Origin of the sequence: Bacillus taeanensis, assembly GCF_003318295.1 — a bacterium.
Classification (GTDB): domain Bacteria; phylum Bacillota; class Bacilli; order Bacillales; family UBA6769; genus Maribacillus; species Maribacillus taeanensis.
The window spans coordinates 71,991-94,086 of sequence record NZ_QOCW01000002.1 but is presented as its reverse complement, the minus strand read 5'-3'; the positions used below and the strand labels follow the sequence as shown (position 1 = coordinate 94,086).

At 37.8% G+C, this 22,096-nt stretch carries 21 protein-coding genes; 3 read left to right on the top strand and 18 right to left on the bottom strand.

Annotated elements, in window-relative coordinates:
- Positions 1-26 precede the first annotated feature (26 nt).
- Positions 27-1,337, bottom strand: a complete 1,311-nt coding sequence (locus tag DS031_RS02900) for a DEAD/DEAH box helicase (protein ID WP_220182066.1) — start codon at positions 1,335-1,337, stop codon at positions 27-29.
- A 149-nt stretch (positions 1,338-1,486) separates the two neighbouring features.
- On the opposite strand from DS031_RS02900, the gene DS031_RS02895 reads away from it, so the two are divergent.
- From DS031_RS02895 to DS031_RS02885, 3 genes are all read left to right on the top strand, one after another.
- A complete protein-coding gene (locus DS031_RS02895; RefSeq protein ID WP_113804436.1) occupies positions 1,487-1,684 on the top strand; it encodes a YwbE family protein in 198 nt (65 codons plus the stop codon).
- A 184-nt stretch (positions 1,685-1,868) separates the two neighbouring features.
- The gene (gene cspD / locus DS031_RS02890) at positions 1,869-2,066 is read left to right on the top strand and encodes a cold-shock protein CspD (RefSeq protein WP_113804435.1); all 198 of its coding nucleotides are present in this window, start codon (positions 1,869-1,871) and stop codon (positions 2,064-2,066) included.
- Between the two features lie 997 nt (positions 2,067-3,063).
- Complete coding sequence (locus DS031_RS02885; RefSeq protein WP_113804434.1) at positions 3,064-3,555, top strand: hypothetical protein; 492 nt, start codon at positions 3,064-3,066, stop codon at positions 3,553-3,555.
- Positions 3,556-3,645: 90 nt separating this feature from the next.
- Here DS031_RS02885 and gucD read toward each other — a convergent pair whose 3' ends face one another.
- From gucD to DS031_RS02800, 17 genes are all read right to left on the bottom strand, one after another.
- Positions 3,646-5,106, bottom strand: coding sequence for an alpha-ketoglutaric semialdehyde dehydrogenase GucD (gucD, locus tag DS031_RS02880; protein WP_113804433.1), 1,461 nt, complete (start codon positions 5,104-5,106; stop codon positions 3,646-3,648).
- Between the two features lie 80 nt (positions 5,107-5,186).
- Positions 5,187-6,356, bottom strand: coding sequence for a UxaA family hydrolase (locus DS031_RS02875; protein ID WP_113804432.1), 1,170 nt, complete (start codon positions 6,354-6,356; stop codon positions 5,187-5,189).
- Entirely contained in the window at positions 6,325-6,654 is a 330-nt protein-coding gene (locus tag DS031_RS02870; protein WP_113804431.1) for a UxaA family hydrolase, read from the bottom strand. Before DS031_RS02870 ends, DS031_RS02875 begins: the two co-directional genes overlap by 32 nt.
- 36 nt (positions 6,655-6,690) lie before the next feature.
- Positions 6,691-7,593 carry a fumarylacetoacetate hydrolase family protein gene (locus DS031_RS02865; RefSeq protein WP_113804430.1) on the bottom strand — a complete coding sequence of 301 codons (903 nt, stop codon included), beginning with the start codon at positions 7,591-7,593 and terminating at the stop codon, positions 6,691-6,693.
- Between the two features lie 91 nt (positions 7,594-7,684).
- The gene (locus tag DS031_RS02860) at positions 7,685-8,452 is read right to left on the bottom strand and encodes an IclR family transcriptional regulator (RefSeq protein ID WP_113804429.1); all 768 of its coding nucleotides are present in this window, start codon (positions 8,450-8,452) and stop codon (positions 7,685-7,687) included.
- A 100-nt stretch (positions 8,453-8,552) separates the two neighbouring features.
- The gene (locus tag DS031_RS02855) at positions 8,553-9,500 is read right to left on the bottom strand and encodes a U32 family peptidase (RefSeq protein WP_113804428.1); all 948 of its coding nucleotides are present in this window, start codon (positions 9,498-9,500) and stop codon (positions 8,553-8,555) included.
- 17 nt (positions 9,501-9,517) lie between these two features.
- Positions 9,518-11,716 (bottom strand): dihydroxy-acid dehydratase domain-containing protein, encoded by a 2,199-nt coding sequence (locus DS031_RS02850; RefSeq protein ID WP_113804427.1) that lies wholly within the window; start codon positions 11,714-11,716, stop codon positions 9,518-9,520.
- Between the two features lie 236 nt (positions 11,717-11,952).
- Positions 11,953-13,215: a nickel pincer cofactor-dependent isomerase, group 22 gene (locus tag DS031_RS02845; protein WP_113804426.1), complete on the bottom strand. Its 1,263-nt coding sequence runs from the start codon at positions 13,213-13,215 to the stop codon at positions 11,953-11,955.
- Positions 13,216-13,236: 21 nt separating this feature from the next.
- Positions 13,237-14,307 carry a TRAP transporter substrate-binding protein gene (locus DS031_RS02840; protein WP_113804425.1) on the bottom strand — a complete coding sequence of 357 codons (1,071 nt, stop codon included), beginning with the start codon at positions 14,305-14,307 and terminating at the stop codon, positions 13,237-13,239.
- 25 nt (positions 14,308-14,332) lie between these two features.
- Positions 14,333-15,361 carry a C-terminal binding protein gene (locus tag DS031_RS02835; protein WP_113804424.1) on the bottom strand — a complete coding sequence of 343 codons (1,029 nt, stop codon included), beginning with the start codon at positions 15,359-15,361 and terminating at the stop codon, positions 14,333-14,335.
- Positions 15,362-15,394: 33 nt separating this feature from the next.
- Positions 15,395-16,672 (bottom strand): TRAP transporter large permease, encoded by a 1,278-nt coding sequence (locus DS031_RS02830; RefSeq protein WP_113804423.1) that lies wholly within the window; start codon positions 16,670-16,672, stop codon positions 15,395-15,397.
- Between the two features lie 15 nt (positions 16,673-16,687).
- Positions 16,688-17,242, bottom strand: coding sequence for a TRAP transporter small permease (locus DS031_RS02825; RefSeq protein WP_113804422.1), 555 nt, complete (start codon positions 17,240-17,242; stop codon positions 16,688-16,690).
- 14 nt (positions 17,243-17,256) lie between these two features.
- A complete protein-coding gene (locus tag DS031_RS02820; protein ID WP_113804421.1) occupies positions 17,257-18,306 on the bottom strand; it encodes a TRAP transporter substrate-binding protein in 1,050 nt (349 codons plus the stop codon).
- 293 nt (positions 18,307-18,599) lie between these two features.
- Entirely contained in the window at positions 18,600-19,349 is a 750-nt protein-coding gene (locus DS031_RS02815) for an IclR family transcriptional regulator (protein WP_113804420.1), read from the bottom strand.
- A gap of 91 nt (positions 19,350-19,440) precedes the next feature.
- Positions 19,441-20,355, bottom strand: coding sequence for a dihydrodipicolinate synthase family protein (locus tag DS031_RS02810; protein ID WP_113804419.1), 915 nt, complete (start codon positions 20,353-20,355; stop codon positions 19,441-19,443).
- A gap of 262 nt (positions 20,356-20,617) precedes the next feature.
- Positions 20,618-21,235, bottom strand: coding sequence for an acetate uptake transporter (locus tag DS031_RS02805; protein WP_113804418.1), 618 nt, complete (start codon positions 21,233-21,235; stop codon positions 20,618-20,620).
- Positions 21,236-21,379: 144 nt separating this feature from the next.
- Positions 21,380-22,027 carry a spore coat protein gene (locus DS031_RS02800; protein WP_113804417.1) on the bottom strand — a complete coding sequence of 216 codons (648 nt, stop codon included), beginning with the start codon at positions 22,025-22,027 and terminating at the stop codon, positions 21,380-21,382.
- Positions 22,028-22,096: the final 69 nt, after the last annotated feature.

The following is a 22,096-nucleotide window of genomic DNA, read 5'->3' as shown; positions in this document are numbered from 1 at the left end:
AACGTCTCTTTTATTAGTTCTATTAGTTATGATCTTTTATTTCGAGAATTAGATTTTGAATTACTGTTATTTTTATTCCTATTACGCGTTGAGGAAGTTTTTTTGTTAGTTCTAGAAGATTTTTGTTCACTTCCATTTTCCTTAGAGGACGTTCTGCTGTTTTGTTTGTACTGCTTTATCTTTTGACTAGAAGAATTTGGATGACTAGAACGAGAGAGCTCAACAGATTTCTTTTCAATTGTTAAAGAAATCTCTTTTTCAATATTTGTTACATGCACACGATCTTTCGATGCAGCGAGCGTTACCGCTAAGCCTTCTTCTCCCGCTCTTCCCGTTCTGCCAATTCGGTGAATATAACTTTCTGCATCATGTGGAATATCATAGTTAAACACATGTGTGACTCCTTCTACATCAAGTCCTCGTGCTGCTACATCTGTTGCGACTAAAAGCTGAATTTTACACTCACGAAATTTTTTCATAACTGCTTCTCGCTTTGCCTGTGATAAGTCACCATGAAGTTCATCTGAAAGATATCCTCTTTCTTTTAATCCTTCATTCAGCTTAGCTGCTCTTCGCTTCGTCCGACAAAAAATAATCGCAAGAAATGGACGATATTCATCAATCAGGAAGCATAGTGTGTCTTGTTTCGCTCGATCAGTTGTTTCCACCACAAGTTGGCTAATCTCCTTAACCGTTACCTCTTTATCTTTAATACGTATATCAACGGGTTCCTTCATAAAACGTCTTGATAACGAACGCACTTCTGAAGGAATTGTCGCGGAAAATAACATTGTCTGTCTTGAGTCTGGTGTTTCTCTCATAATTTTTTCTACTTCACCTAAAAAGCCGATATGAAGCATTTGATCGGCTTCATCAAGGACAAGCACTGAAACATCAGAGAAGGAGATTGTTTCTCTTCGTATGTGATCTAACAGCCTTCCTGGCGTGCCAATTACAATATGAATAGTACGCTTTAATTTTCTTAACTGCTGTTCCACATCTTGCCCGCCGTATACAGCAAGCACATTTATCTCTTCTTCCTCAGGAATCATCTTCTTTACTTCCGCTGTTACCTGCAGTGCTAATTCTCGGGTTGGTGTAATGATAAGAGCTTGAATATGCGGTTTAGCTAAATCTATTTTTTCAAGTATTGGCAGTGTAAATGCTAATGTCTTACCCGTTCCGGTTTGAGCTTTCGCAATTACATCTTTTCCTGTTAACAGCACCGGAATGGTTTTTTCTTGGATTGGTGAAGGTTCAATAATACCATTCTCACTTAATTTTTTACTTATTTGAGGTCGAATACCTAATTTCAAAAAATCTTGCAAATATGTCACACCTTTTCTACTTACTATTTTTATGTCTATCGTCCATCTTATACTTTTTTACTAAAGCACACAATATAAAAAGAAATGATGAGAGATGAATTGTGTTATGTTTCATACTATAATAAACATTATCTAAAACAAAAAGGAGTTTTATTCACATGAACGGACAACAGCGCAATGACCTCTCTCAAGGTACGTCTGTAAAGATTGTCTTGAAAAAAGATCAAAAAACAGGAACATTAACAAAGGGAATTGTTAAAGATATCCTAACAAAATCGAGCTTCCATCCTCATGGGATAAAAGTAAGACTGCAGGATGGTCAAATTGGAAGAGTAAAAGAAATATTAGAAAAATAAAAGAGAAAGATACTAAAAAAACTTGCTATTTTTGTAAAAGGTTGATATGATGAAGAAAGTTATTTTTTGTTCGTTATAAATTTGATAGAAGAAATGTTTACAAACGTTTTTCGTCTTGAAGGATTATGTAGAGCAGAGATAATAATACATTTGTGTGGAAACCCGCACAGCAGGAGGAACAATTATGTTACAAGGTAAAGTAAAATGGTTTAACGCAGAAAAAGGTTTCGGTTTTATCGAAGTTGAAGGCAATGACGATGTATTCGTACACTTCTCTGCAATTCAAGGCGAAGGCTTCAAAAGCTTAGACGAAGGACAATCAGTTTCTTTTGAAATCGTTGAAGGTGCTCGCGGCCCTCAAGCTGCTAACGTTCAAAAGTAAATAATATAAAAAAAGACTCCGTAATTGGAGTCTTTTTTATATTATTTAGAAAGATAACATTCTCTTTAAACATTAAATAGGGACAAATAATACTAAGTAGTGCTATTAAGGTAATCATTGCTCCACCAAACTTATTTCCGCCGTAAAAAACTCGAACAGCATAAATCATTCATAAATCATTGTGGAGAGAAAAGTGTAAATCCCAACACTCCAAATAATAAGATTTATTCTATCAATCCCTCACTTCATTTAATCTCGAAATGGCCTGATGATCCTTTCTCTAATTTTCTCCTCATTTGCAATTGACCCATACTACATAATGCTGTTTTCTTTTCTTGAAAACGAATAACAAACTCATAGAAGCATCTTCTTTAGACATATTTTGATATGAAAGTGGAAAGCGAAACCTCTAATTAGTCCTCTTATTGAAGAGTTCTGGACAGGTCATCCCATTATTTATTCATAGAGATATTTTCTAGTTGATCCCCTTCCACTTTTTATCAAATTTCATTATAATTTTAAAGTATAAATGCAAACCTAAGCTAGGATTCTTCTATATATAGTAGGTGTTTAATCATGAATCAGTTATCAAACTGTGTCTACTGTGGAAAGCTAATACTTATTGAAAAGTTGAAATGCTGCTCTAACTGTCTTATACAAACAGAAGAAGTTTTTAATAAGTGTGTTTGCTTTTTGGAGACCCCACCTAACCAAAACAGTAACATATCTCAATTAAGCAATAGGACAGGCATTCCTGTTTCAGAAATTTATAACTTTGTGTTAGACGGCAGACTATGCTTTTTATTTGATCAACTTTCCATTAATTCTCCAAACATTTCTGATCAAAAGAAAAAGAAAGCTTTCTATTAGAAAAGGAAATATGTGTAAAGGAAGAGAAATAATAGATAGACCTAATAATATAACTATTAACCTATAAAAATACTGGGAACCGCACAGACAATTGAACATCCAAAATCCTTTTATAGGGGGAATTCCAATGAGTTGTTTTCATTCTCTTTCAGAAGTGAGTGACTATATCAATGGAAACGGTAAAGGCTGGTTAAATCAATTGTGGAAATCTAGGTTAAAGGTTTTAAAGCAAGAACAACATGAATGGTGGAATAATATTAGAAGTAATGAAGAAAGCAGTGAAATTGTCTATTTATTTAAAGAACATTTGGTAAATCCGATTGAATTTTTAGAAAAACTTACGATTGAATACATCGATATTGGCAGTAATCGAAGCGATTATATGCACATGGAATGCACTTTTAAAGGTGAAGACTATGAATTTGGAGTTCACGAAGATAAAGAAGGCACCTTGCTTCATCTAATAAAAATAGCTGATATTAATAAAGGAAGGTATTTAATAAAGTATTATCGAACAAATGAAGTGTATGATTTTTTCCGCGCTGTTTTAATAGACTTCTTTATTATGCTGTTTATGAGATATCAGCAGGACTATGGAAAGATTATTAAATATGGATAAACAATGAGTTCATAACTCAAACCTTTCTATCACTTTCAATCTACTAAAAAGGGAGGTTGACCGTATACGGTTAACCTCCCTTTCCTGCTGTTATCGTTTAATAAACACTGTTTTCGTTGATGTAAAAAACTCTTTCGCGGCTTGACCCTGCTCACGAGAATGAGAGCTTGAATTTTTCATACCGCCAAACGGTGCCTGCAGCTCAACACCAGCTGTTTCAGCATTTACACGCACAAGCCCCGCTTCTACTTCGTCAATAAAGTCCATCATACTACCGATATTTTGCGTGTAAATCGAGGCGCTTAATCCAAACTCACTATCATTAGCAAGATGAAATGCTTCTTCTAATGTTTCTACTTTTATTAATGCCAGTACTGGACCAAAAATTTCTTCCTGACCAATTGTCATTTTAGATTGTACGTTCTCAAAGATTGTCGGCTCTACATAAAAACCATCCTCTAATCCTTCAGCACGTTTACCACCATGAAGAAGAACGGCTCCTTCTTGTTTTCCTTTTTCAATATAAGAAAGAACTGTGTTTAATTGGCCTTCACTCACACATGGCCCCATCCATGTATCGCTATTGAGTCCATTTCCAACTTTAATCTTTTTAACTTCTTCTATTAATTTTGCTTTAAACTTCTCATAAATACCCGCTTGAACAATCACACGACTTGTTGCCGTACATTTTTGACCAGTTGAACGAAGGCCGCCGCTAATCGTTGCTTCTACTGCAAAGTCAACGTCTGCATCATTTGCAATGATAATTGGATTTTTACCGCCCATCTCAAGCTGATATTTTGCTCCGCGTGCTAGTGCACCCTCAGCTACTTGCTTACCGATTGTATTGGAACCTGTAAATGTAAGAGCATTGATTGACGGATGATTAATAAGGCTTTGACCAACAACAGAACCACGGCCATTCACTAAATTTACCACGCCTTGCGGAAATCCTGCCTCATGGAAGCATTCCACTATTTTAGTTGTTGTAATCGCCGTTTCTTGTGCTGGTTTAAGTACAACTGTATTACCGTAAATGAGAGCTGGTGCCATTTTCCAAATTGGAATCGCAACAGGGAAATTCCAAGGTGTGATTACACCAACCACTCCTACTGGAACGCGTGTTGTATACATAAACGCTTCACTGTCAGATGCTGGAATTACATCGCCGACACTGCGCATTCCTTCTCCAGCATAATAGCGAAGAATCGCAACACCGCGCATCGTTTCACCTTTTGCTTCTGGAAGTGTTTTTCCCATTTCTCGCGTCATTGTTTCCGCAATTTCATCAACACGACTTTCTAAAAGATCAGCAGCTTTATATAAATAATTACCACGGTCTGTTCCTGAAAGTTTGCGCCAAGTTTTCTTTGCTTCCTTGGCTGATTGGACAGCACAATCTACGTCTTCTTTTGAAGAACTTTGAAAATAACCAATTATTTCATTTTTATTGGCGGGACTAATACTTTTTAACGTTCCTTCTGAAGAAGCACTCATCCACTCGCCGTTAATATAATTTTGATATGTTTTTACTGACGTTTCTACTGTCATCATTTATACATCCTTTCATATTAAGAGGTTCATAGAGTAATTTGAAAACATAGGCAAGGCATAAATGGTCGCTTTTGTTTTTAAAATGTCGGTCCAATTCTCCAAATACCAAAATCATGCTGTTTTAAAATTTCAGATTTTGTTTTCTTTCCAGAGGAAACGAGAGCAATTTCATCTAAAATACGTGTTCCAACTTCTTCAACCGTTTCTTTGCCTTCGATAATTGTGCCAGCGTTTAAATCCATATTTTCTGACATCTGTTCAAACATCCCTGTATTTGTTGATATTTTAATAACCGGGGCAATTGGTGAACCTGTTGGTGTACCACGGCCGCTCGTAAAGAGAACAATTTGTGCTCCTCCGGCAACCATTCCTGTTAACTGTTCAATATCATGACCTGGTGTATCCATCCAAACAAGTCCTTTTTTTGTTGGTGATTCCGCATAATTGACAAGCTCTTGAAGCGTTCTTGTGCCAGCTTTTGTTGCGGCACCAAGTGATTTCTCTTCTAAGGAACTTAATCCTCCTTTAATGTTTCCCGGACTTGGGTTTCCCGTGCGAATATCAACGCCCATTTGTATCGCTCGGTTTTCCATAGCGGAAATCACTTCATACACACGTTGTGAAACATGGTCATTGGCAGCACGATCTGCGAGTAAATGCTCTGCCCCGATTAGTTCAGTAGTTTCTGCTAATATCGCCGTTCCGCCCCGATCAACAATCATATCACTCACTGCACCAACAGCAGGATTTGCGGAAAGACCAGAGCACGCATCTGAACCGCCGCACTCTGTTCCAATAATTAATTCACTAAAATCAAACGGAACACGCATTTGTGCAGATGCCTCCTGTACCATGTTCGCAGCAATTTTTGCCCCTTCTGCAATAGCGTGGAGCGTGCCGCCGTGATCTTGAATTGACACAACTTCCACCGGTTTTCCTGTTTTGCGAAGCTCTCCCGCCACGCTTCTTGCTTGGTGAGTTTCACAGCCTAGACCAAGGACAACAACACCGTAAACATTAGGATTTTTACCCATTCCTACATACGTATTAAATGTTTGATCATAATCAATTCCAACTTGAGCACAGCCATGCTGATGAATAAATGTAACAGTTCCATCTACTAGTTCTGTAATGCGCTGTGCTGTCTGCGTGGCGCATGTAATTGTCGGTAAGATAAGAACGTGATTGCGAATTCCGATTTGACCGTCGGGACGCCTATACCCCATTAACTGATGTGTGTTGTTCATTGCCAATCTTATCACCCCGCCCTCGTTTTCCTTCAAGGTTGTGAACATGAACATGTTCTCCAACCTCGATATTTTGTAAAGCCGCTCCTATTACTTCACCATATTTTAAAATATCTTCTCCCTTTTGAATAGGAACAACAGCAAACTTATGACCAAACTCAATCGTACTTTTTAGTTCAATCGTAAACTGTTTTTCTTGACACCTTACTTCTATTACCGTACCTTTATCAATTTTTGTTAAGGCAACCGCAACCTTATCAATCGGCTTCATCATTAATGTTTTATAGTTTGTGTTCATCTAAAACCTCCTTTAAAAGGTGTGACAGCTTTTCGTTTAGTTTGGTGCAACTGCCTTTCCTACCTGACTTTTAACTGGATTATTTAATGTGCCGATTCCCGGAATTTCAATTTCAATACGGTCACCATCCTGCAGGGTAAAGTCATTTGGCGGAACGATACACGTACCTGTTAATAGAACAGTGCCTGGAAAGACAACATTATCTTTTACTAAATAAGATGTAAGCTCTTTCAGTTTCCGTTTTAATTGTCCAACCAGTGCCGTTCCTTCAAACACTTTTTCTTCGTTACGGAAAATTCGGCAAATGATTTGGAACTCGTAAGGATCTTCTACTGTTTCTGCTAAGCGAATTGCTGGTCCAATTGCACATGAATTTCTCCAAATTTTCGCCTGAGGCAGATACAGAGGATTTTCCCCCTCAATATCACGGCAGCTCATATCATTTCCAATTGTATAACCAATAATGTCACCGTTTTCATCAAGAACGAGCCCAAGTTCTGGCTCTGGAATTTGCCAATTGGAATCGCTTCTTACATAAACTGGTTGATCTGTTCCGATTGTTCGTTCATTTGTTGATTTAAAGAAAATTTCCGGTCTGTCTGCATCATAAACTTTGTCATAAAACGTTTGAGCGTCAAGCTTTCCTCCCGTTGCTTCATAATTTCTTGCATCACGGCTTTTTTCATAAGTAACCCCGCATGCCCATACTTCTTTTGCTTCAATTGGAACGAGAAGCGTTAAATTTTCAAGTTTTTCTCCAACCGGCTCTAAGTAAATGATTTCCGCGTTAATAATATCGATAGGCTTTTTACTTTGCTGTTTTGCCAGTTCAATAATTTCCAAGAAACTTTGAAATGGTAAGTTGTATACTTCATTTTGTTCAGTTACTGCAGCTAATACAGACGCTTTATTTTCATTTTGATAACGGATTACTTTCATAGTAAACCCTCCTATTGTTTTATATTATAAAACTAAGTTCTTGAAAGTCAATATAAAAAGAACATAAATTTAAAAAATTCAAAAAAAACATTTATAAGGCAACTTTGTTATAACCTAATTCATTTGAAATCTTCATTGCCGCTTCTTTTAAACGAGTAATTACTTCACTTCGCTCTTCTTCGGTTGCTCGCGGTGTTGGCATTGATAAGCTGATTGCTGCAGCCACTTCTCCTAAGTGATCATAAATAGGGACAGCAACACAGCAAACACCAGGTTCATTTTCTTCATTATCAACGGCAAAGCCATTGTTTCGAACGTTTGCAAGTTCTTTACGAAAATCTTCTTCATTTGTAATTGTTTTTTCAGTTTGCTGAATGTATTCGTAGCCTTTTAAAATATCATGCAGCTCATGTTCTCTTTTATAGGCAATAAGTGCTTTACCAACGCCGCTCGAGTGAAGGGGAATTCTTCTTCCAATTCGTGAGTATACAATTGTTGCCGATATCCCTTCTACTTTATCAATATATACACCCTCTTTACCGCTTAAAACAACAAGATGAAGCGTATGTCCTGTTTCATTTGAAAGGTTCACTAAATGTTTGCGTGCTATCGAACGAAGATCCAAGCTGTGAATCACAACATTTCCTCTTTCAAATAATTTCATTCCGAGTTTGTATTTACCTGTTTCTGTATCTTGATCAATATAGCCATGCATTTGTAATGTTTTTAACAGCGAATGAACCGTACTTTTATTTAATGCCATTCGGCTGCTGATTTCGGTAATTTTTAATTCAGTTGTATGTTCGTCAAACAAGTCTAAAATCCGAAGTGCTCGTTCAACTGATTGAATTATTGGCATCCTTTTCAGTCCTTTATCTGCTTTTTTCTCTTTTATTTATCATATCATTTTTTATAATACTTCTGAAAGTTTTTACCGAAAGCATGCCGACTTTATTAGATTAAGAAAAAGTACGTTCACCCTGTCTCGGCACTGCCAATCCTTCTGCACCTTTTAGAGAAGCTTTCAATTTCGGTGCATAGCGTTTAATCATCTCAAGTCCAATTTTTGCTCTGCGAACACGTTCCTTAGAAAGAGCGATGGATGTATCCTCCAAATGAGTTCCTGATGGATAAATATTCGGCGCATTTCGTAAGCCAAATTTAATATAAACAGGTGCTGCAACACGAATAATTTCTGGAATATCATAATGTCGGATAAAGCCGCCGACATCATCAGGCACTTCGATATAAATGTCAATTGGAATATTAACCGCTTGACGAATTGCCGAAAGACGAGCTAATGTTAAATCTGTTGGAACGTTAAAGGTTCCTGCCCCGATGTTTTCCATTAATTTAATTGAAACGGGATTCGATTGCCCCATTTGGACAGATATTTTTACAACTAAATCACTTGGAAGCTCACCTTTTTTCTTAAATTCATTCACAAGCCATAAAAGACCTTCATCAGCGACTAAAATACTGCGAATTCCATAACTGCAAGCGCGTTTAATATCTTCAATCGAATACACAAGCTGATCCATTCCCTGCACACGCAGTCCGGCAATTTTCCCAGCACTCGCAAACGGCATTGGCGTAATATCCCAGCTTCCTCTAGGACCGACAAACAAACTGACTTCTAAATTTTCACGGCGGCCAATATCAGCCATTTCCTGCAGTTCTTCATCTGTAAGAAGCATAATCCCGCTGCCTTGAGAAATGCGATGAATGTTTACATCGTACTGCTCACAAGCTTCCAGTACGGCTTCAAAAGAACGTGGTCCTTCAACGCTTGGAATTTCGACGCGATATTGAGCACCGTCCGGAAACGTTTTTGTGGAATTAGGCAGCTCATTGCAGTCACCACTTGGAAAGCCTAGTAATTCAATTATTTGTCGTGTTTCTTTCATCTTTTCACAGCCCTTCTTTATTTTTTGATTTGTAAATCTTCAGAAATCATTACGGCTGATTTATAATCAAGAACCGCTTCTTCATAAATTGGCAGGGGTACAACACCATTTGCAGCATCTGTATGTCCATAAATGCGATTGCTTGATGCTACATTTCGACGGCGTATTTGTAAAGATTGCAGTCTTTTTTCCCCAAGTGCTTTTCTTTCCTTTGGAATTCCTTCAAAATCAGGAACCATTTCACCATTTCGAAATGCTTTTTCATTAAGAAATTCAATTTTACGTTCACGAAGACCGATGTAGAGAACATCTCCTGTTTTTAAATAAAGAATGCCGCCTTTATCTCCTGCTTCAGGCGTCATATGTCCAATAGCAGCGCCATATGTAGCACCGGAATAACGGCCATCACTAATTAATGTTGCTACTCTTTTCAAGTTTCGGTTTGTATTAATGTGCTGCATCGGTGTAAACATTTCCGGCATGCCAAAGGCGCTCGGACCCTGACCTGAAATAACGACCGCAATTTTTAATACTTCTCTTTCAACCATTTCATGGAATAATGTTTCATAGTCTGCTGTTTTTAATTGTTCATAATGTTCAGGAGCATTATACTTTAGAGCACTTAACAAGCTGTCATAATGGAAAAGCTCTTTCCGTTTAATATTTTCTAGTAAAGAGGAATCTAATAAGCTATGATTTGCGTCTTCTTCATTTTCAAAATAAAGGACAAATGCCGCTTTTTTATCAAAGCTGTCAAGCTGCGGAGTTGCCATCCCGCTAATTTTCACAACTGCGCTTTCAAAGAAGTTTCCAGTTAACACATCGACTCCACTGAACGGACGACGAGGGGTTGAGACGATAATTTGATTATCTTGAACCGCATCAGCTGGCAGTCCTTTTTTCTTGTTCAAACGCGTGCGCCATGATTCTCCTGTAACAGTCGGTGCATCAATGTCCATTGGCACGCCATTTTCCAACAGCTCATAAAACAATGTTTCCATTCCCCTGCTGTCGCCCGCACAGCACTGCATCGCAAGTGCAAAAATATCGCGGCCTTCCGTTAAACTATAATTAAATAGATCAGGAATTGGGTGTTCATGATGAATCTCATCTAAATCCCATAAACTAAACTTATAGCCGCCGTAAAGCATTCCGGCAACAATGTGCATCATTAAGTTAGTTGATCCTCCTGAAGCGCTGTGAATGCGAATCGCATTACGAATGTTTGCAGCCACAATATTTGCAGCACCGAAATTCGGATCATTAATCATGCCTGTTAAACTATCGAGTGCTTTATTAACTTGATTTTTACTAGGCGGAGCTGTTAATAGCTCTAATGCCGGGTGTACAAGTCCCATCCCTGCGACAAGATGTCGTGAGCTGTTTCCTGTACCGTTAAACGCGCACACACCGCCTTGACCGTCACAAGTCGCAACCGCTAAACGTTTTTCATAGTTTTTATGCTGCTTCTTTGAAAGAATTCCTCGTTCAACAGCCCGTTCTAACACACCTTGAAAAGCTGTATTTGATGTACATTGGAGAATATAAGCCATCGCTTCGCGTAAATCATATGCGATGTCTTTTTCTCCTTGAGCATCTGCTTTTTCGGCAAGTTCTTCAAGTTCTGCATACAAATCAGTCGGAATGGTACCGCCCTGCAGCACATGTGCCGGAGCGAACGTTGCAAAAAATGGTGCTTCACCGCGAATTTGCCGAACGCGATCCACATGAGCAACCGCACTTACAACACCAAGCGGCTGCTTGTCGCATCCTTGAATAACAAAAGCACCGTGATAGCTGTGAGATTCCAGCTGATTCACAACCATTTGCGCGACCGCATTACGGCTTTGCAAAGAATAGCTCATTCCTTGATTGCTTTGTGCTGTTCCGTCACACATAACAGGTGTAGAAAAATAAAATGGTACACCACCGTTTTCCCAAATTCGTAATGCCGCATAAGCGGATGTTTGAAAATCCATAATATGTGCAGGATGATCAGGAGACCCGCCGATAATGGCAATTCTTGGTGCATTCTCTTCAAGTCGGTTATAAATTTCTTCTAATGTCCAGTCTGGTGTTCCTTGAAAAGCAGAACCAGCAATTTGTTTCGCCCGATCTAAAAGGCCTGCTACTGTGATTGGTTCATTCGCTTTTCCTTGTACGTTATCTCGATATGGATTGATTGCATTTGATATGTTTGGATACGTTACACCCATTTTCTTCCCACCCTATTTTTATACTTTTGATAATAACAATACTGCTAATAGTGTACCAACACCGCTGAATAAAAAAGCAAAGCCTATATTGTTCCTTAATACTTGATGCGGATTAAGATTTAATAGATTGCCAGTAAGCGAAACCGTAATATTTTACGGACCTGCCATAACGGTTGATAAACCAGATGTAATTAATACAATTCCGATACTTAACGGATTTATTAGTAAAAGGATCATTATTTAACAGACACTCCATTTATTAAATCAATCGGCTCTGATAATATTTCAATATCATCTCGCTGCTCTGCTTCAGAAAGCAAGCTTTCAGAAATCCAAATTTCACCAAGTTCAAGCGTATTCGGAATACGAACCACCCGAACTTTCTGTAAGTCAAATGCATTGCACGTTTTTATTGCTGCTTTAATTGCTAATTCATCTGTTTCAAGGAACATCGGAATTTTCACCGTATTCACAACCGTACTTGTTAACGCATTGGCATAGCCTTTTTCAAATGCAATTTCATCAAATACTCGCTTTGTTGTTATATCGGCAAGACCAATTCCATTCGCGTTTCCATGTGTTTTTTCTGTTAAATTTAGCACAACAACTCTTGCTGCATCAGCTCCCCCGCTTGCGTATGAAGTCGCAAACCTTCCAGAAATATTAGGATCCATTCCGTCTCCAGAAATATCCTTTCCAAGCTCCTCTATAACAAGCACATCAAGCGGATTAAATAAAATGCGCGGCATCAGCCTTTTTGCTTCAATAAGTAAACCCGGTTCTTCTTCAAGAAGATTTTCTGCCGGGACTGCCACAATTTTTACGGGCCGGTCATAAGCATTTTCAATTGTTGCTAAACCAAAAATAATCGGTGCTTTCTGAAGCATAATGTTTGCCATTTTCGGTACATGTTCTGCCATATATTTAAATCCGTAAGAGTGTGCGGCATCTGCCCCTTTTTGTTTTCCAAGACCAATCGTAATCATTTTTACTAAACCGCTTTCTACTTTTCCGCGAAAAGCTGTATGCGGTTTGATACGGTTAATAACAATAATTTTGTCAGCTTTGTATGCTTCTTCGTCAATATAAACAGGTAAACCGTTTGGCAGTTCACCTACTTTCACTACTTCCATGCTTGAACAAATCGCTGCCCCGATTACTTCTTCCGTTACTCCTAAATGCTCCAGAACGCTTTTTTGTCCTTCTGCTGTCGCTCCGCCATGACTGCCCATTGCCGGCACAATAAAGGGATCACCGCCAACAGACTTGACGGCATTCACTACTTCGCGTGTAAGAATCGGAATATCAGCGACCCCGCGACTGCCAACAGCAATCGCGACACGGTCACCTTTTTCTATTCTTTTTAATACATCCGCCTTTTGTATCCCTTCATGAACAGCATTTGGAACATCAGAAACTTCCGGAGCATCAAACTTCTGCTTTACCTTCACCATTTTTGGTATTGCAATATTTTGCAGCAGTTCGTTTATTATATCCATTGATGCTCGCTCCTTTATTGATTAGTTGCCGCGAATTTCTTCTAACTGGTTGTTCATTTCATCAACTAAATCTTTGCCAAATTTACCTGCATATTGATCGATGACTGGTTGAATAATTTCTTGAATTTCCTTTTTATCTTTATCCGATAATTCATTGACGTTCATGCCAGCGTCTTTTAAATTTTGAAGAGATTTTTCATTAGCTTCACGGTTTACTTGGCGCTGGTATTTTCCTGCTTCAACCGCTGCATCTTTTACGATCGTTTTTTCCTCTTCTGAAAGATCATCCCAGAACTTTTTACTCATTAAAAAGACGAATGGTGTATACACGTGATTCGTTTGACTTAAATAATCCTGCACTTCGTTAAATTTATTGGATTCAATTGTTGGAAACGGATTTTCCTGTCCATCAACTGTTTTGCTTTCAAGAGCGGTAAATACTTCTGAAAAAGCCATCGGTGTTGGATTTGCTCCAAGTGCTTTAAAGGCATCTAAATGAACTTCATTTTGCATCGTCCGAATTTTTAGCCCTTTAAAATCAGCTGCTGTCTTAACAGGGTGCTTACTGTTCGTTAAATTACGGAAGCCATTTTCCCAGTAAGCTAAACCAACTAAATTGTGTTCAGGAAGTTTTTCAAGAACTTTTTGTCCTACAGCACCATCAAGAACTGCGTCTGCTTCTTCACCGTTATTAAAAATAAATGGGAAGTCAAAAATACCAAACTCTTTTACCATTCCAACAAGCGGTGATGTGGATGGAATCGTTACTTCTTGTGTACCTGCTTTTAAGGCTTCTGTCATCTGCATGTCGTCACCTAGTTGAGCAGAAAAATATGGTTCCACTTTAATTTTGCCATCTGTTTTTTCTTCAACAATTTCTTTGAACTTAAGAAGACCTTGTCCTTCTGGGTGATCTTCATTCAAGCCAATTCCAGCACGAATCACACGTTCTTGAATTCCACTTTCAGCTGCGGTGTTATCTCCCCCTGAAGTTTCAGAACCTGTACTTTCTGATGAACCGCTGCAGGCGCCTAACAAAAGCAAACTAGGAAGCGTTACACTAACAACAAGTTTTTTAAACAAATTTTTCATCAACTTTCCCCCTGTGTTGTATGTTTTATTTGGTTAAAAGAGCATAACGCTCTTGATCTAAACTTTCATTAAGACGAGTTGTTTCTTTTACTTCTTTGTTCACTAAATATTTTGGATACTGCTGATGAAGGAGCACATCCGCAACCCCCATTGCCGCTTTTGACCGCATTTCTTTTTCAGCTTCTTCTGAATACCAAGCAGCGTGCGGAGTTAAAATCACATTTTCCATTTCTAAAAATGGATGATCGCTTCTAATTGGCTCTTCTTCTACAACATCAAGAGCAGCACCTGCAATTTTCTTATTTTGGAGGGCTTCGATTAGCGCTTCTTCATCAATGACAGGTCCCCTTGATGTATTAATGATTAATGCTTCTTCTTTCATCACATCAAACTGCGCTTTACTAATCATCCCTTTTGTTCCTTCAGTAAGCGGAGTATGTACAGAAATAATATCTGCCTGTTCACAAAGTGCTTCAAGTGAGACAAGTAAGACACCAAACTCATCCGCTGTTTCTTTTGGACAATATGGATCGTAAGCAATCACTTCAAGTCCAAGCGGCTTTACTTTTTCTGCTAGTGATTGTGGAATTTTACCGAATCCAACAAGTCCCAGTGTTCTGCCTCGCAATCTGTATATTGGTCTTGTTACTTTAAAATCCCATTTGTCTTCTTTAATATAAGCATTGGCAAGCGTTACTTTTCTTGTCCAACTTAGTAATAGCGCTAAAGCGTGATCGGCTACCTCATCCATACAATAATCAGGAACGTTTGCGACACAAATTCCTTTATAAGCTGCTGCCTCTAAATCAATCGTATTCACTCCGACTCCATAGCGAGTAATCACCTTACAATTTTCAAGGGCGTCAATTACTTTTTTACTAATCGGGGCATATTGATTAATTAATGCATCCGCATCTCGGCAAACTTTAATCATTTCCTCTTCCGTCCGGCACTGTGCTTTCACAAGTTCAATTCTTTTATCTTGTAAAACAGCTTCTTCATACTGTAAGTTTTCAAACTCCCAATCGGTTACTACAACTTTAAACGTTTTCATTTCTCTCTTCCTTTCTCGTTTAAATACCGCTTTTTATGTAAACCAACCTAATGGAACGGTTACAAGCACTGGGAACAAGACGAGTAAAACAAGAATAATAATATGAACAAGTAAAAACGGCCAAATGCCTCGAGTTAATTCCAAAATACCGATTTTACTAATTCCGCATCCAACATATAGGACAGTTCCAACAGGAGGTGTAATTAAGCCGATACATAAGTTAATAATCATCACAATCCCAAAATACACAGGATCAATGCCCGCCATTTCAACAACTGGAATTAATACAGGAGTAAAAATTAAAATTGCTGGCGTTAAATCCATTACAAGCCCAATTGCTAGAATTAACAATGTAATTAGTAACATCAGCATTGTTGGTTGATCAATAAGCGGTCCAAGCATATTTGCCATATCTCTTGGTACTTGGGCAACTGTAATCAGCCAAGCAGAAACCATTGCTGCTGCTGCAACAAACATGACGACACTCGTTGTTTTTGCAGATGTAACTAACACTTCATGCAATTGACCGATTTTTAATTCACGGTAGATAACAATTCCAACAAACAATGCATAGAAAACGGCAACGACTGAAGCTTCAGTTGGTGTAAAAATACCACCGCGTATTCCTCCTATAATAATGACTGGAAGCATTAAGGCCCAACTCGTTTGTTTTGTCGCCTGCCAAACTTCTTTTAATGTTTTACGTTTTGGGAGTTCACTGGTATCATTTCGAGCAATAAATGACCAAACAACCAGCAGTCCAACTGCCATTAAAATTCCTGGAACAATGCCGCCCATAAACAGCTTTGTAATTGAAACGCCGCTAACAACTCCAAAGATAATCATTGGAATACTTGGCGGAATAACAGGGGCGATAATTCCGGCTGCAGCGATAATTCCGGTTGAACGTCCTTTATCATAGCCCCGGCTTACCATCATTGGAATTAAAATGGCCCCAAGTGCTGCTGTATCTGCTACTGCAGAACCAGATAACCCTGCAAACAATACGCCGGCAATGATTGCCACATATCCTAAGCCGCCGCGAATATGTCCAACCAGTGACATTGCAAAACTAACCACTCGTTTTGAAATTCCACCGGCATTCATTAGTTCACCAGCTAAGATAAAAAATGGAATTGCCATTAATGCAAAGTTGTTAGCCCCATTAATTAAATTTTGCGCTATAATTTGGCTGTCAAATGAACCCATCATCACCATTAAAGCAATACCGCTTACAATAAGTGCGAATGCAATCGGGACGCCAAGCGCAAGCGCCCCGAATAATGATCCTAAAAATACGCCTAATGCCATCTTTTCCCCTCCCTGCTATACATTTTGAGCTTTATGAGTATTAGCGGCTTCATTTACGGCTTCACCTGCATGATCAGGTACTAGTGAAAATTGACCTGATTTATTTTTACCGCGAAATGCTTTGTAAAAATTGATAATCGCAATGGCCCCCATCCCAATACTTGCAACAATCCCAATTCCGTAAACAAACCCAAGCGGAATTTTTGTCGCCGGTGCAAGACTGGACATGTTCAATAACGTCATTTTCCAGCTTCCTTCTAAAAGAAGCCACAATACATACAAAACAAGCAGGTTGCTGATGACAAAAGCAATCTTTTTCACTTTTTCAGGAAGCATATTTGTGACAATGTCTACTCCTAAATGCATATTATCTTTAAAGGCGGCAATTGCTCCTAAAAAGACGAGCCACACAAATAGAAAGCGCGACATTTCTTCAGACCACGTAATACCAGAGTTAAACGCATAACGGAGAACGACATTTCCAAAAACGAGAACGGCCATTGCTATCAAAGAGAAAGCGATTCCAATATTCAGTACATGATTGAAAACCTTTCCAGATTTTTTTAACATCATCTTCCCACCTTTTAGTTCGCTTCAGCTTTAATGCGTTCTACAATGTCTTTTGCCCATGGATATTCTTTATAATAATCTTCATAAAGCGGCGCTACAGCTTCTTCCATTTCACTTAAAAATTCTGCACTTGGTGTTATAAATGTCATGCCGTTTTCTTCTAAGAACGTTTTATTTTCTGCATACTGCTGCTCCATTAATTCCCACTCATATGCGGCTGCTTCTTTTGCTGATTTTTCAATTACCTGCTGCTGTTCTTCTGATAAGCTGGTCCATACATTGCTGTTAATAATGTATAAATTCGGACTAAACATGTGGCGTGACTCGAGCACATAATTTTGTACTTCATACCATCCAGATGCTCGAAGTGTTGCAATCGGATTATCTTGTCCATCCACTACTTTTTGTTCGAGTGCTGTAAAAATTTCAGAAAATGGCATTGGTGTTACATTTGCTCCTAATGCTTTTCCAAGCGCGATGTAATGTTCAATGTTTGGCATTCTTAAACGCATTCCATTAAAATCTTCCATTGATTCAATCGCATCGCGGCTTGAGAACATTCTAAAACCATTTGCACTCCATGCGAGCGGATGAACACCATGAATGTCTTCAAGGTCGGCTAACAGCTCATCACCAATTGGACCTGTTAATACTTTTTTCGCATGTGCATAGTCTTTGAATAAAAACGGCCATTCTGTTGCCCCAAGTTTTTCAACTGATGACTGCATAATCATGCCTGGGATACCCATTTCAATCGTACCGTTTCGCACACCATCATAAAATTCCTGCTCGGCTCCTAATTGACTGTTATCATAAATTTCTACTTTCAATGAACCATTTGAGTTTTCTTCAACTATTGGCTTAAACTTTTCTCTTAATGCTACGTTTTGGGGATGATCAGATGCAAAATAGTTTGCTACTTTTAAAAGTTGTTCTTTTTCTTTAGTGCCGCTGTTTGCATTAGAAGATTCACTTCCACCTACTTCCGACTGACTGCTGCACCCAACTAAGAACAACGAAGTCATTAACAATAAGGTACTAATAAGCGCAAAAACTTTTTTCATGTTTTAAAACTCCCCCCTGTTTATTTGTTTTATATTATAAAACTAAGTTCTTATATTTTAGGAAAAGAAAATTCCATTACTATGTAAACGGATTCATTTTTTCCTTAAAATGATATTTGTTTTATATTATAAAACTTAGTTTTATATAAATGACTTTCTACAACAATGATAAAAAAGAAAGAACAGCTTGTCAATATTATTTTTGAATTTTCTTTCAATTATCAAAAAAAATTTTTAATTAGTTAAGTCTATTTCTAAATTAAAACCTTTTATGTCCAGGAGGACGCTAACACTTATTCGCTAATTCCTAAACGTTCTGACATTTTCTTCGTAATATTTAATAAATGGTCGCTAATTTCAGCTTTTCTAGTGAACATTCTTTCCCTAGGACCGGCAACGCTGACAGCAGCAATCACTCTATTTTGCATATTAAAGACAGGTGCGGCAAGTGCATACAATCCTACCTCATTTTCGCCGTCATCAATAGAATAGCCTTGTTTATAAAATTGATCCAGCTGCCCTATTAACTGCTCTTTCGACTGTACAGTTTGAGTAGTTATTTTTTTAAGTTTCATATTTTTCAACAAGCTTTCACGATCATTGTTTGGTAAAAATGTTAAAATACACTTTCCGAGCGCAGTTGAATAGAGTGGATTTCGTGAACCGATCGCTGCGTTCGTTCTAATCGAACGGGTATTATCGACTTTTGAAACATAGACGATTTCCTCCTCAGAAAGAACCGCCATAAATATTGTTTCCTCTGTCTTTTCCATAAGCTCGCGTAAATACGGCACAGCTTCAGAATAAAAATCATAGCTATCCATTGCAGAGGCGCCGAGTGTAATAAGCTTTGGACCTAATTTGTATGTTTTTGCTTCTGTTTTATGCAGGTATCCTTTTTCATGAAGTGTTATCACTAGATTAAACACACTGCTCTGCGGTAATGACAGCTTATTAGCAATTTCTTTACTGCTTAGTCCAGTTGAATAATTCATTAACAGCTCAAAAATTTCTAATACACGAACCGCCGATTTAACAGCCACACCTTCTCTCTCCTTTGCACGCAAATATAGTAAAATCTGAAATGTAAAATTGATAGAATGCTATTAAAGAAAGAAATTAGCGCTTTAGCGGTTACTGAGTGATTTTGGAAAAGGAGGCCTGATCTAAAAGCTTCTTTAACTCGATCATTTTCTCTTCGCTTAATGCTCTGCCTGGGGGAAGCACAAAGGTTGAGATTGGGATTCCTCTTAGTTTCACTGCTTCTTTAATCACATTTGTAAACGGCGCATCGAGTTTATATAGTAAAGGAAGAAATGCCAGCTGCTGGTGCATTTTAAGCGCTTTATCAAAATCTTTTTGTTGAAACGCCTCATAAATTCCAATCGTTAATTCCGGCATAAAATTACTGCTTGCTGAAATGGCTCCATCTCCGCCAAGCGATAAATTATTAAGCAGATGATCATCATATCCTGTAAAAATAGAAAAGTGAGGATATTCGGCTTTTACTTTTAAAATCATTTCCCGATAATAGGAGGCTGTATCAACTGTTTCCTTTATACCAACAATATTAGAATGCTTTGCAGCTAATTTTAAAACAAAGTCAGCACTTAAATCTTGTCCTGTAAGCTGTGGAAAATTATATAGTAAGATTGGCAAATTGATACTGTTGGCAGCATCTTCATAATGCTTAAATAAGTTAGCTTCTGAAAGCGGCCAATAATAAGGATTTACAATAACAACACCATCAGCACCAATTTTCTCACTATGTTCATTAAGCTCAATAACCTCTCTCGTATTTGTACTTCCTGTCCCAATGAGTACAGGAACACGGCCATTTACATATTGGACAGAAAATGCAGCAATTCTTTTTCTTTCTGCTGCAGAAAGCTGTGTAAACTCACCGCCGCTTCCTAAAAAGAATAAGCCGTGAACCCCGCTTTCAATAAGAAAATCAATCATTTTTGCCATACCTCTTTCATCGAATCGACCGTTTTCATTAAAAATAGTTGAAACAGGAGGGATAATCCCTTTAAATAGCTTCTTCATTTTTTCACCTCCTTTCAATATGAAAGCGCATACAAAAAAAGAGAAACCACTTTATCACTTATTATACCTTTTCCTCTTTACATAAAATTCACATATGAGAATCGAAAACTTATATATGAATTAATTTATAAATATCGTAGCATGCATCCCTTTCAATTGTCAAATATTTTTTAATTTTCCAATTTATTTTGATATAAAAAAAGAAAGCTAACTCAAAAGCTTAGTGTTCCCCTATTGAGTCAGCCTCACTTTAAAATAACCATTACTTCATAAAAATACCAAACGGCTTTCCTAATGGTAAAAAAGATCTTCCAAAATGTGTATTTAACACAACAGCAGCTGAACCATAAAATGAGAAAAGAGCAATTAAAAGCTCAGAAACTGCCGCAAACATATGGGCTGCTTCAGGAATAATACCAAACGTACTTAACGATAAGCCAATAAATAAACAATCAATCAGTACAAAAATAGTAAATAGTACTTTATGAGTTTCCATTGCCCCAATTGTCATAAACACACTAAAAATTAAATAGCCGATAAATGCAAACCCGAGCTGTTTTGGATCAACATTTGCAGCAAGTTCTTCTCCAAAAGCTCCTAATTGAATTAACCAAGATGTCCCAACGCCAAACCAAAACAGTGCAAATGCGCCAAACGCTGTTGTCCCAAATGTATTGTTATGCTTTGCATCATTGATACAAGCAAATAACTGTGCAAATCCTCCTAAGAAAATTGCCCACGGTAAAACAAATGACACGCCGCTTGTTAATCCTAATTTTTGTGATGAGGCAACTAATGTTACCATGGCAAGACCAAAAAGCCCTAATGCGGATGGATCTGCCGTTGTAATTTTAACTTGTTGAGTATTATGACTAGACATGCTGTTCCTCCTTGTTATAAAAACCACATACTTGAACAAGATACAAAAATTTTAAGGAGGTGTCAATAACTTTTTAAAAATGGCAAAAAGATAAAAAACAAGTAAGCGATAACAAAAAGCTCTTCACAACGGAAGAGCTTTTTGTTACTGAAGCGGTTGTACTGCTGTATTATTTGGAGGCATTTGCGGCTTGCCTGGAGACGGAATAAAGCTTGATGTCATTTGCTGCATATCCTGCGGTGATAGCTGCGGCACTTGATAGTAATGATGTTTGTTTTGATATAAGAAAATTTCATATGCCATTTCAATATAGTTTGGAATGCTGTCTGCCATCACACGGCGCACAACAGGATTTGTTACTTCAAGCGATGTCATCGCAATAAGTGATGCCGTTGATTTAATTAAACCGAGCATATGACCGGAGATTCCTTGGTCTTTTAGATCTGCCATCGATTGATTTGGTTTTTTCGGTTGTGTTGGTTTTAATCCGTATACAACATTATTATTTTCCTTCATTTTATAGCTTTGGGTTGGATGTGAAGGATCTTTTCCTGTTGAAAAACATTCTGCTGTTATATTGTATTGATCAAGAATAAATTGATATTGTCTGTCTAAAATATTGAGCAGCTCTTGATCTTTCACATATTGTCTAAAAATCATATATTGATCAAGTACATTAATAACCCCGGATAATACCTCATGTAAATCAAATACTTCATGACCACCATGATTCATATGAGTCGGCATCGTTTGAGATTGATTCATATTTCCCTGCATCATTTGATTTTGCATTTTTACTCCTCCTAAGATAGATGTCAATTTAAACCTATTTGAAACATTTTTTATGATGTGTCAAATGCC

Coding starts and splice junctions, on each gene's coding strand:
- DS031_RS02865 (WP_113804430.1), bottom strand. CDS start 7,593: ATGAAAGTAATCCGTTATCAAAATGAAAATAAAGCGTCTGTATTAGCT.
- DS031_RS02845 (WP_113804426.1), bottom strand. CDS start 13,215: ATGGATATAATAAACGAACTGCTGCAAAATATTGCAATACCAAAAATG.
- DS031_RS02820 (WP_113804421.1), bottom strand. CDS start 18,306: ATGAAAAAAGTTTTTGCGCTTATTAGTACCTTATTGTTAATGACTTCG.
- DS031_RS02875 (WP_113804432.1), bottom strand. CDS start 6,356: ATGAACAACACACATCAGTTAATGGGGTATAGGCGTCCCGACGGTCAA.
- DS031_RS02850 (WP_113804427.1), bottom strand. CDS start 11,716: ATGGGTGTAACGTATCCAAACATATCAAATGCAATCAATCCATATCGA.
- DS031_RS02800 (WP_113804417.1), bottom strand. CDS start 22,027: ATGCAAAATCAAATGATGCAGGGAAATATGAATCAATCTCAAACGATG.
- gucD (WP_113804433.1), bottom strand. CDS start 5,106: ATGACAGTAGAAACGTCAGTAAAAACATATCAAAATTATATTAACGGC.
- DS031_RS02825 (WP_113804422.1), bottom strand. CDS start 17,242: ATGTTAAAAAAATCTGGAAAGGTTTTCAATCATGTACTGAATATTGGA.
- DS031_RS02835 (WP_113804424.1), bottom strand. CDS start 15,361: ATGAAAACGTTTAAAGTTGTAGTAACCGATTGGGAGTTTGAAAACTTA.
- DS031_RS02805 (WP_113804418.1), bottom strand. CDS start 21,235: ATGTCTAGTCATAATACTCAACAAGTTAAAATTACAACGGCAGATCCA.
- DS031_RS02810 (WP_113804419.1), bottom strand. CDS start 20,355: ATGAAGAAGCTATTTAAAGGGATTATCCCTCCTGTTTCAACTATTTTT.
- DS031_RS02855 (WP_113804428.1), bottom strand. CDS start 9,500: ATGAAAGAAACACGACAAATAATTGAATTACTAGGCTTTCCAAGTGGT.
- DS031_RS02830 (WP_113804423.1), bottom strand. CDS start 16,672: ATGGCATTAGGCGTATTTTTAGGATCATTATTCGGGGCGCTTGCGCTT.
- DS031_RS02860 (WP_113804429.1), bottom strand. CDS start 8,452: ATGCCAATAATTCAATCAGTTGAACGAGCACTTCGGATTTTAGACTTG.
- cspD (WP_113804435.1), top strand. CDS start 1,869: ATGTTACAAGGTAAAGTAAAATGGTTTAACGCAGAAAAAGGTTTCGGT.
- DS031_RS02895 (WP_113804436.1), top strand. CDS start 1,487: ATGAACGGACAACAGCGCAATGACCTCTCTCAAGGTACGTCTGTAAAG.
- DS031_RS02840 (WP_113804425.1), bottom strand. CDS start 14,307: ATGAAAAATTTGTTTAAAAAACTTGTTGTTAGTGTAACGCTTCCTAGT.
- DS031_RS02885 (WP_113804434.1), top strand. CDS start 3,064: ATGAGTTGTTTTCATTCTCTTTCAGAAGTGAGTGACTATATCAATGGA.
- DS031_RS02870 (WP_113804431.1), bottom strand. CDS start 6,654: ATGAACACAAACTATAAAACATTAATGATGAAGCCGATTGATAAGGTT.